At 72.0% G+C, this 9,446-nt stretch carries 8 protein-coding genes; 3 read left to right on the top strand and 5 right to left on the bottom strand.

Annotated elements, in window-relative coordinates; genetic code table 11:
- Nucleotides 1–303: 303 nt before the first annotated feature.
- Both CcI49_RS20635 and CcI49_RS20630 read left to right on the top strand, forming a co-directional pair.
- Nucleotides 304–810, top strand: a complete 507-nt coding sequence (locus CcI49_RS20635) for a hypothetical protein (protein WP_076828717.1) — start codon at nucleotides 304–306, stop codon at nucleotides 808–810.
- Nucleotides 811–895: 85 nt separating this feature from the next.
- Complete coding sequence (locus CcI49_RS20630) at nucleotides 896–1,957, top strand: dihydrodipicolinate reductase (RefSeq protein WP_076828714.1); 1,062 nt, start codon at nucleotides 896–898, stop codon at nucleotides 1,955–1,957.
- A 97-nt stretch (nucleotides 1,958–2,054) separates the two neighbouring features.
- Here CcI49_RS20630 and CcI49_RS20625 read toward each other — a convergent pair whose 3' ends face one another.
- From CcI49_RS20625 to CcI49_RS20605, 5 genes are all read right to left on the bottom strand, one after another.
- Nucleotides 2,055–3,761 carry a class I adenylate-forming enzyme family protein gene (locus CcI49_RS20625; protein WP_241840162.1) on the bottom strand — a complete coding sequence of 569 codons (1,707 nt, stop codon included), beginning with the start codon at nucleotides 3,759–3,761 and terminating at the stop codon, nucleotides 2,055–2,057.
- 22 nt (nucleotides 3,762–3,783) lie between these two features.
- Nucleotides 3,784–5,493, bottom strand: a complete 1,710-nt coding sequence (locus CcI49_RS20620; RefSeq protein WP_076828734.1) for a class I adenylate-forming enzyme family protein — start codon at nucleotides 5,491–5,493, stop codon at nucleotides 3,784–3,786.
- Entirely contained in the window at nucleotides 5,490–6,266 is a 777-nt protein-coding gene (locus tag CcI49_RS20615) for a hypothetical protein (protein WP_241840161.1), read from the bottom strand. The genes CcI49_RS20620 and CcI49_RS20615 overlap by 4 nt, the downstream gene beginning before the upstream one ends.
- Complete coding sequence (locus CcI49_RS20610; RefSeq protein WP_076828709.1) at nucleotides 6,263–7,081, bottom strand: enoyl-CoA hydratase/isomerase family protein; 819 nt, start codon at nucleotides 7,079–7,081, stop codon at nucleotides 6,263–6,265. The genes CcI49_RS20615 and CcI49_RS20610 overlap by 4 nt, the downstream gene beginning before the upstream one ends.
- 81 nt (nucleotides 7,082–7,162) lie before the next feature.
- A complete protein-coding gene (locus tag CcI49_RS20605) occupies nucleotides 7,163–7,972 on the bottom strand; it encodes an enoyl-CoA hydratase-related protein (RefSeq protein WP_076828707.1) in 810 nt (269 codons plus the stop codon).
- A 592-nt stretch (nucleotides 7,973–8,564) separates the two neighbouring features.
- Between CcI49_RS20605 and CcI49_RS20600 the strand changes: the two genes are divergently transcribed.
- A complete protein-coding gene (locus CcI49_RS20600) occupies nucleotides 8,565–9,437 on the top strand; it encodes an SDR family NAD(P)-dependent oxidoreductase (protein ID WP_054567785.1) in 873 nt (290 codons plus the stop codon).
- Nucleotides 9,438–9,446 lie beyond the last annotated feature (9 nt).

The raw sequence follows: 9,446 nt of genomic DNA, 5'->3' as shown, positions 1-9,446 counted from the left end.
ACAACTTCGTCAAAGTCCGCGCCCAACACGGCGTCAAACGCGCCTTCGAACTCCGCGACGAACACTTCGAAATCCCCGAACCGTGAGGACCCGGCCCGGCGGTTCCGCGGAACCGCCGGGCCGCGCAACGGCGGTCGCCACGCTCGCGGCCCAGTCCCGACGTCGGACGTGGCTTGACGTGGCGCAGCCCTCTCAACATTATCGAAGTCGACATCGACACCGAGATAGTGACCGGGAGTGACCTGGGCGTCCGCACGCGCACCCCGTGCACGTCCGACGGCGGCCCGGCGGCGAGGAGAGGCCATGTCAGCCGACGAGCGCAGCAACAGGATGTCCTTCTTCACCTCGGCGGGCGCGCCGACGCTCGACGAGGACGGGATGATGTCGCCGCCGCGGATCGACCGGGAGGTCTACACCAACCTCGACATCAGCCCGATCGCGGACGGGCAGCATGTCACGGTGCCGTTCAAGGGCGAGGGGCCGAACGGGTTCAGCCTCGTCCACTCGTGGTTCGGCGCGGGCTTCCGCCTGCCCCGGCACAGCCATTCCGCGGACTGCCTCTACTACGTCCTGTCCGGCGAGATCATCATGGGCAGCCACACCCTGGGCAGGGGCGACGGGTTCTTCGTCGCGGCGGACGCGCCCTACACCTACACCGCCGGCCCCGACGGTGCGGAGGTGCTGGAGTTCCGCACCTCGACCAGCTTCGACATGAACGTGCGGGACCAGACCGCCGAGCGCTGGAAGCCGATCGTCGACGCCGCGCTGGCGAACCGCGAGAGCTGGGCCGCCGCCCGCGCCGCGAGGTAACCGACCCCCTTGCAACAGCCATTACATCTAGATATTTTGACAGGCACCGACCGGGGGCCAGCCTCGGCGAGAACCGGAGGTGCCTGTGCTTCGGGTGGTTCAGTGGGGCACGGGCTCCGTGGGGCGGCACGCGCTGCGGGCCGTGCACCAGCACTCCCGGTTAGAGCTGGTGGGCGCGCTCGTCTACAGCGACGCGAAGCACGGCCGGGATGTCGGCGAGCTGTGCGGCCTCGGCGACATCGGGGTCCGGGCGACCCGCGACCAGGACGAGATCCTGGCCCTCGACGCGGACTGCGTGCTGTACATGGCCCAGGGCGAGATGAACCCCGGCGGCGCGCTCGACAACATCTGCCGCCTGCTCGCCTCGGGCAAGAACGTCATCTCCACCGCGGTGACCTCCCTCATCTACCCGCGCAGCTCCGGGCCGGCGACCGTCGCACGGCTGGAGGAGGCCTGCGCCGCGGGCGGGGTGTCCTTCCACGGAACGGGGATCGAGCCGGGCTGGGCCGCCGAGGTCCTCCCCCTGACGATGTCGCCGCTGTTCCGGCGGATCGACTCGCTGCTCGTCCAGGAGCTGCTGGACTACTCGACCTACGACAGCGTCCCGATGCTCTTCGACATCATGGGCTTCGGCCAGCTCCCGGACGCCCCCGTCCCGATGGCCGACCCGAAGATCGCCGGTGCCGTCTTCCACGCGCCGATCATGATGGTGGCGGACGGCCTCGGCGCCACCATCGACGACTTCAGCTATGACCGGTCGGTCGCCCTCGCCCCGGCGGCCTTCGACATCACGGCCGGCCGCATCGAGGCCGGGACGGTGTCCGCCCAGCGCTTCTCCTGCACCGCCGTGATCGGCGGCCGGCACGCGCTGACCGTCGAGCACATCACCCGGGTCGGGCACGGGCAGGCACCGGACTGGCCGACCGGGCGCGGCTGGCGGGTCAGCGTCGAGGGCCAGCCGTCGATGCGGCTCGAGGCGACCATCGCCGTCCACGACGAGGACGAGAACGACCAGGGCTGCCTGGGCACCGCCATGCACGCCGTCCACGCGATCGCGCCGGTGTGCCAGGCGGCGCCGGGCATCCGGACGTTCCTCGACCTCCCCATGATCCTCGGCCGGGAGGTCTTCGCTCCGGCCCTGCCGTAGCGGACCCCGGCCGCAGGAGTACGGCGGTCGCGGCCGGCCGGCGCTGCCGACGCTGCCGACCGGCCGACGCGGCTGACCGGCCGCGCCGGCGGCGACGTCACCTCCGGGGGCCGGCCACGCCCTCCTCGGTGAGCAGCAGGCGCAGCGCGTTGATGTCGACCTTCCCGCTGGCCAGCCGCGGCACACGGTGCGGGTCACCCAGGACGAGCCAGCGGGTCGGGACCTTGAAGCTGCTCAGCCGGGCCCGGGCCTGCTCGGTCAGCTGGTCCGGGTCGTGCGCGGAGCTGACGACGACCGCCGCGACCTGCCGCGCACCCGCTCCACCCGCTCCACCCGGGTCTGCCGCGGGCAGGTCGGTGACGTAGGCGTCGGCGACACCGGGCAGTGCGCGCAGGGCCGCCTCGACCTCCATCGGGTACACGGTCGCGCCGCTGACCTTGAACATGTCGTCCAGGCGGCCCCGGTACCAGAGGTAGCCGTCGGCGTCGAGCGCACCGCGGTCAGCGGTCCGGTAGAAGCCGTCGGCGTCGAACACCTCACCGTGGGAGCGGCCGATGATGCCGCGCATGACGTTCGGCCCGCGCAGCCGGATCTCCCCCTCGCCGCCGGGCGCGACCGCCGCCCCGGTGTCCGGATCGACGATGCGGACCTCCACACCGGCGAACGGCTGGCCGCAGCTGCCGTGCTTGTCCGGCGGCAGGTCGGTGTCCAGCCGCGAACCGCAGTAGGGCCCGAACGTCTCCGTCATCCCGAACAGGTTCGCCCGCGCCCCCGGCGCCGGCCGGGACGCCGCCGGCAGCACCGCGGGAAGGCTCGCGGGGCGCAACGCCGACAGGTCGGTGGCCGCGAACGCCGGATGCGCCGCGAGCCGGGCCGCCTGATCCGGCCAGCCGCGGAACAGCGTCACCCGCTCCCGCTCCAGGAACGCCAGCGTCCGCGCGGGTTCGGGGACCGCCTCCGCGAGCAGGGTCGCACCGGCGACCAACGCCGAGAGCAGCCCACCACCGAACCCGCCCGTCCAGAAGAACGGCATCGGGATGTACAGGCGCTCACCACGCCCGATCCGCCGGCAGTCCAGGCTCGCCGCGACCGCCCGCAGGCCGTTGCCATGGGTGTGCACGACACCCTTCGGCGTGGACCGGCTCCCCGAGGTGAACAGCACCACCAGGTCGTCGGCGGGACGGACGGCGTGCTCCAGACCGCCGACGACGTCGAGCAGCACAGCCGATGGCACGGTCGCGCTGGTCGCGTCGGGAAGCTCGTCCGAGCGCCAGATCCGGCGCAGCGACGGGACCGCCACGTGCCGGCGCCCGGCGCGGGCCTCGGCGACCAGCCCGGGCGCGACCGTCTCCAGCTCAGCGAGGTAGTCGCGGCCGCGCAGCCGCGGCACCACGACCAGCTCGGTCACCGCGGCGACGCGCAGCTGCGCGAGCAGCTCGGGCGGCCGCAGCAGGGTGCTGAGCGGGACGAGCACGGCGCCGACCCGCATCACCGCGAGCGCCACCGTCGCCCATTCGATGCCGTTCGCCATCACCAGCCCGACCCGGCTGCCTTTGCTGACACCCGCGCCGACGAGGCCCGCGGCGAGCTCCCGGCTGGCGTCGTCCAGCTCGGTGAAGGTGACCGCCTCGTCGTCGTTCACGAGCGCCTGGACCGGGCCGTCGAGCCGGCGCCGGAGCGCGAGCAGCGCCGGAATGGTCAGCTCCGCCGGCAGCACCACGCCGTCCCGGCCACCGTCACCGGCGGGCCCGGTCTCGACCACGGCCTCACCCACGGTCTCAGCTTCGGTCTCAACCTGCGGCACGGACTCAACCTGCGGCACTGACTCAACCTGCGGCACTGAGCAGCTCCCTGAGCGCCGGGACGTCGATCTTCCCGCTGGACATGGTCGGTACCTCGTGCTCCGCCAGCAGCATGATCCGCCGCGGCACCTTGTAGGCGGAGAGCTGCTCGGCAAGCTGCCGGCGCAGCTGGTCGGCGTCGACGCTGCGACCCGCGGGCACCCGCACGGCCGCCGCGACGATCTGGCCTCGGGCCTGGTCGGGCAGACCGACCACGTGCGCGGTCAGCCCGGCGACGTCCCGGATCGTCGCCTCGACCTCGACCGGCGACACGTTCGCCCCGCCCGTCTTGATGACGTCGCCGTCACGGCCCTGGAAGTACAGGTACCCGTCGGCGTCGGCGCGGAAGAGGTCACCGCAGTGATACCAGCCGTCGGCGTCGAACACGTCGTGCCGCTCCCGCCCGTGGTAGCCCTCCATCAGGAACGGGCCCCGCAGCCACAGCTCCCCCACCTCGCCCGGGCCCAGCACACGCCCGTCGGCCGGGTCGACGATCCGGGCCGCGAAGCCGGGTGCCGGCTGGCCGAACGAGCCGCGCCGATGCTCGGGCTGGTCGCCCTCGTCCTCGCTGACCAGGCAGACGGAGCCGGCCTCGGTCATCCCGAGCATCTGGTGCCGCAGCTGCGGATCAGCCGGCCGGACGTCCGCCGGCATGATCGAGTACAGGTTTCCGCGCCGGATGGACGACAGGTCCCGGCGGGCGAACGTCGGATCGGCGGGCAGCTGTGCCACCGACTGGGCGTATCCGTTGACCATCGTCGGGCGCTCACGCTCCAGCACGTCCAGGACGTCCGCGGCCGCCGTCGCGTTCGAGCAGACCAGACGTCCGCCGGCGAGCAACGTGCCCAGCAGCGCGTAGGCGAAGCCGCCGATCCAGAAGAACGGCGAGTTCGAGAACAGCACGTCGTCCGGGGTGTACCGACGGATCTCGTTCAGGTTGGCCAGGTGCCGGATCAGGGCGCCGTGGGTGTGGATCACGCCCTTCGGCGCGCTCGTCGACCCGGACGTGTGCACGATGACCATCCGGTCGCTCGCCCGCACACCGTCCTCGGCGGCCGTCAGGACGTCCACGCCGACCTCGGCGCCCCGCGCCAGCAGGGCCGACACCGTCCAGGCCGGGTCGACACCCGCGACATCCCCGGCGTCCCCGGCGTCCCCGGCTTCCTCGGCGTCCCCGGCGTCCTCGGCGTCCCCGGAGCCCTTGGCACCGTCGGCGGTGGGCCCGAAGAGGACCTGGCGTAACACCGGCATCGACGGCGCGAACATCGGCGGTGGGGCCTGCGCGATCTCGGGCACGGCGGCCCGCAGCGCCGCCACGTAGTCGTGGCCACGGTAGGAGGTGGCGCTCAGCAGCACCCCGACATCGGCGCGGCGCAGCAGGCCGCCCAGCTCGGCGCCGGTCGAGAAGGTGCTCAGCGGCACCGTCACCGCACCGATCCGCGCCGCGGCCAGCCAGCCGACGACGAAGTCGCTCCCGTTCGGGTACAGCAGCCCGATGTGCGTGCCGCTGCCTACGCCCAGCGCCAGCAGGCCACGGGCGAGCTCACCCGAGCGCCGCTCGGCCTCGGCATAGGTGAGCACGTCGTCGTCGCAGCGCAGGAGCGCCCGCGTCCCGTGGCGCGCGGCCTGCTCGCGCAGCAGCGCCGGGACAGTCAGCGCAGGACCGTCGCCGGCGTCGACGGCCGTAGCGATCATGATGACGCCCGCCGCGGCGACACCGCCGGCAACCGGGATCGATCGCCCTTCACCGCGTCCATCGCCGCCTCGCACAGCAGGCGATCCCCGGCGAACAGCTGACCGGTCGAGGAGATCCTCGGCCCGTCGGCCGACCGGCTCAGGACGAAGTTCAGCTCGGTGAGCAGCGGAGTGGGCCGCCGGTAGCGCAGCGACAGGCCCGCTGTCTTCCCCGCCAGCCCCAGGTCACAGTTGTGATGCTGGATCACGGCGTCGAAGAACAGCGCGAGGAAACCACCGTGGACCAGGCCCGGCGGCCCTTCGTAGGCGATCGGGAAGGTGACCGTGCCCTCGGCGTGGTCGCCCGCGACCGTCAGCTCGTACTCGGGGAACATCGGGTTGAAGACGCCGATGTTCCGCGAGTGGTCGAGGTAGACCCGGCCGCTCAGCCCCTCCCCCACCTTTTCGGCGCTGCCGGCCTCGGCGGCCGCATCGGCGTAAGCGGCACCGACGCGCGGCGGCCCGCCGGCGGGGCTGTGGGGCTCGAGGCTGCGCTCCGCCTCCTCGAGCGCGGCCAGCAGGGTGTCGACCGCCGGATCCTCGTGTTCGAGCGCGAGCACCAGGCTGGTCACCCGCCGCAGCCGGGCGGCGGCCTCGGCGGTCTGCGCGAGCGGCGCGACACCGAACACCCAGGGCTCCACCGGCGCCGATGCGGGTGCGGGTGCCGGCGCGGGCGCCGGAGCGGGCGCGGGCGCGGGAAGTGCCGTCGCAGGTGCCGGTACCTGCGACGTCATCGCAGTTTCCATGCCGGGCGAGGCGCCGGGGTGCCGGTCGCGTCGGCCGCCGCGGCGGCCGCCTTGGCCGCCGCCTCCGCCTCGGCCATCCCGGCCGCGTTGCCGAGCCGGGTGTAGATCAACGACTGTTCCATCGCCGCGCGGTACGGGCGGTCCAGCGACTCCCAGATCGCCCGCACGGTGCCCTGCGTCGCCGTGGACGGATGCCGGGCGATCCCCGCCGCGATCTCATGGGCCCGGTCCCACAGCTGCGCCCGCTCGACGACCTCGGTCACCAGGCCGATCCGCAGCGCGGTCTCGGCGGACACCCGCTCGTCGTTGCCCATCAGCGCGATGCGCAGCGTCTCCCCCAGACCGATCCTGCGCATCAGGCCAATCGGCTCGACCGCGCACACCCGGCCGTGGGTGACATGCGAGTCGAAGAAGGTCGCCTCGCTTGAGCAGATCACCACGTCGGCCTCGTTCAGGAAATAGAACGCGCCGGCCGTGCAGATGCCCTGCACCGCACACACCACGGGCTTCCAGCACTTCTGCCACTTCGGGCTGAGCATCTCGCCCGGGTCCTCGTGGTTCCACACGTCGTCGGGCTGGCCGAACGCCTTCTTCACGTCAAGCCCGGCGCTGAACGCGCGGTCGCCGGCCGCCCGCAGCACCACCGCGTTCACCGCCGGATCCAGCTTGACCCGCTGCCAGACGTCCCGGATCTCCTCGCACATCTGCCGGTCGAAGGCGTTCATCGCCTGCGGACGGTCCAGCGTGATGGTCGCGACCCGGTCGGGCCCCGTCTCGTACCGGATGGTCGAGTAGGTCGACATCATGATCTCCTGACTGACCGGGAAACGTGCTCGCGCCGGCTGACGCCCACAGAGGCCGGGCCAGCGTCCAACGAGGTCGGCTCAGCGCCCACTGAAGTCGGGCTGGCGGCGCTCCTTGAACGCCAGCAGCCCTTCCTTGAAGTCCGCGGTGCGCGAGGCCAGCTCCAGGGCGAACGCCTCGTCCTGCATGGCCTCGGTCAGCCCGAGCTCCAGGCCCCGGTTGACCAGCCGCTTCGTGAGGCCGACCGCGACCGTCGCCGCCTGGCCGAGCGTCTCCACCAGGGCCGCCGCCGCCTTGTCGAGGTCGGCGTCGGGGACCGCCTGGTAGATCAGCCCCCAGCCGGYGGCCTCGGCACCGGACAGGCGCCGGCCGAGCAGCAGCAGCTCCTTGGCCCGCGCGACCCCGACGAGGCGGGGCAGCATCCAGGTCGCGCCGCTGTCCGGGCTGAACCCACGGGCCAGGAAGGGCTCCCAGAACGTGCTGTCCTCGGCGGCCACGGTGAAGTCCGCGGCGAGCGCGAGCTGGAAGCCGAGACCCGCGGCATATCCGCGCACCGCGCAGACGACCGGCAGCTGTATTTCCGACACCAGCTGGATCAGGCGGTGTGCCTGCAGTGCCGTGCGGCGCTGCACGCTGCCGGGGCGCGGCCGGGCGGCGCCGGCGGCGTTGGAGCTGACCCAGTCCGCCCCGGAGCAGAAGTGCGGGCCGCGTGTCTCGATCAGCACCACCCGCAGCGTGTCGTCGGTCGAGGCCTCCTCGAGGGCGTCGATGATCCGCCGCACCGCCACCGTGTCGAGCGCGTTGCGCCGCTGCGGGCGATCCAGGCCGATCCGCAGCACGCAGCCGTCATGGTCAAGGGCGACTCCCGGCTCGGGAGGCATGTCCACCATCGATCCGCTCCTCCAAGGCCTTCGAACACCCCACGGCACCATCGCCGCCCCCGTGCTGGCTGGCGGTGGCGCGGTGGCGTGCGTCGCGAGCAGCCTAGGCCGCACCGCTCGAAATGTCTAGAGGTATTCACCCGTGCAGGACCGCGACCGTTCAACCGGTCGCGGCGGTCGCGGACTCCACTGGCCAGGCGGCTCGGATCACACCGCACTCCCAACCCTACGCACCCAACGCGCTCCGGCGCGGGAGTCCGGGGCTGCCCGACATCCACGCACGGAAGCGGTGCGGCGCCAGACCTCGCCAGCACAAGCATCTCGGGCAAATTCCCCGCTCGGCCTGCCGACGGCCACCTTTACCGGGGCCCGGCAATCGTGATAGGCGAGCGGTATACCGAGATGTTATAGCTGGCCGCCGAAAGTTGTATTGGCCACAGTCGCCGGCAGCGTCCTAGCATCAGGAAATCCTCGCGGCGGCCGGCACCGCCGAAAGCAATGAGCCATCCGCGCCGCACGGTCCACAGGCAGGGCCGCCGCGGGTCCGAGTCGACGGCGGAAAAGGGTCGACACCCACCGCCAATGCAGAGCGGAGAGATTCATGGAAACGGATGACCGTGACTGGGCGCAGGAACTGGGACTTGACCGCCTGCCCACCCACACCATCGGAATGCGGGTTTCCGAGCTGCTCGACCTGAGCGGCAGAAAGGCGATCGTCACCGGGGCCGGCGGCGACGGGCTGGGCCAGGCCATCGCGAATCGCCTGGCCGGCCTCGGGGCCGATGTCGCGCTGGTCGGGCGCACTTTCTGGAAGGTCGAGAAGCGGGCCGCGGAGATCGAGCAGCGGTGGGGTGTGAAGGCATTCCCCGTTCTCGCCGACATGTCGGACTGGGATCAGGTGCACCGCGCGGTGCGGGAAAGCCACGAGGCACTCGGCGGGCTGGACATCATGGTGAACAACCCCGTGATGGTCGTCGGTGGCCCGTTCGAGAAGCACACCAAGGAGGACATCGACCAGACGGTACTCGGAAGCCTGACCATGATGATGTACGGCGCCCATGCCGCCCTGGAATACCTGCTTCCGCAGGGATCGGGGCGGATCCTCAACATCGGGGCGGTCGGCGGGCGGATCCAGCAGAAGGGCCTGACGGTCTACTGCGCGGCCAAGGCCGGTGTTATCGGCTTCACCCGCAACCTCGCGCACGAGGTCGCGCCGCGCGGTGTCAACGTTCTGGGCGTGGCGCCCGGAATCATGATCAATCCGACTCTGCGGCAGCGGGTTCTCGACCCGCAGAGCGAGCAGGACCTGGTGGGCCGCACCGCGGTGCTGAACTCGATCGTCAACCAGGTCCAGCTGGGACGGGTCTGCCTGCCGGAGGAGGTCGCCAACATGGTGGCCTATCTCGCCTCGGACGCCGCCAACTACATGTGCGGGCAGACCATCGACGTCGCCGGCGGCCAGTGGATGGGATGAGGAGCCGGA

Origin of the sequence: Frankia sp. CcI49, assembly GCF_001983215.1 — a bacterium.
GTDB classification, from domain to species: domain Bacteria; phylum Actinomycetota; class Actinomycetes; order Frankiales; family Frankiaceae; genus Parafrankia; species Parafrankia irregularis.
Note: the sequence above shows the minus strand (reverse complement) of the source record. Positions and strands in the feature narration are given on the sequence as shown.

What these genes read in the sequence shown, in the direction of transcription:
- CcI49_RS20620 (WP_076828734.1), bottom strand. Translation starts at nt 5,493, where the DNA reads ATGATCGCTACGGCCGTCGACGCCGGCGACGGTCCTGCGCTGACTGTC.
- CcI49_RS20635 (WP_076828717.1), top strand. Translation starts at nt 304, where the DNA reads ATGTCAGCCGACGAGCGCAGCAACAGGATGTCCTTCTTCACCTCGGCG.
- CcI49_RS20600 (WP_054567785.1), top strand. Translation starts at nt 8,565, where the DNA reads ATGGAAACGGATGACCGTGACTGGGCGCAGGAACTGGGACTTGACCGC.
- CcI49_RS20610 (WP_076828709.1), bottom strand. Translation starts at nt 7,081, where the DNA reads ATGTCGACCTACTCGACCATCCGGTACGAGACGGGGCCCGACCGGGTC.
- CcI49_RS20615 (WP_241840161.1), bottom strand. Translation starts at nt 6,266, where the DNA reads ATGACGTCGCAGGTACCGGCACCTGCGACGGCACTTCCCGCGCCCGCG.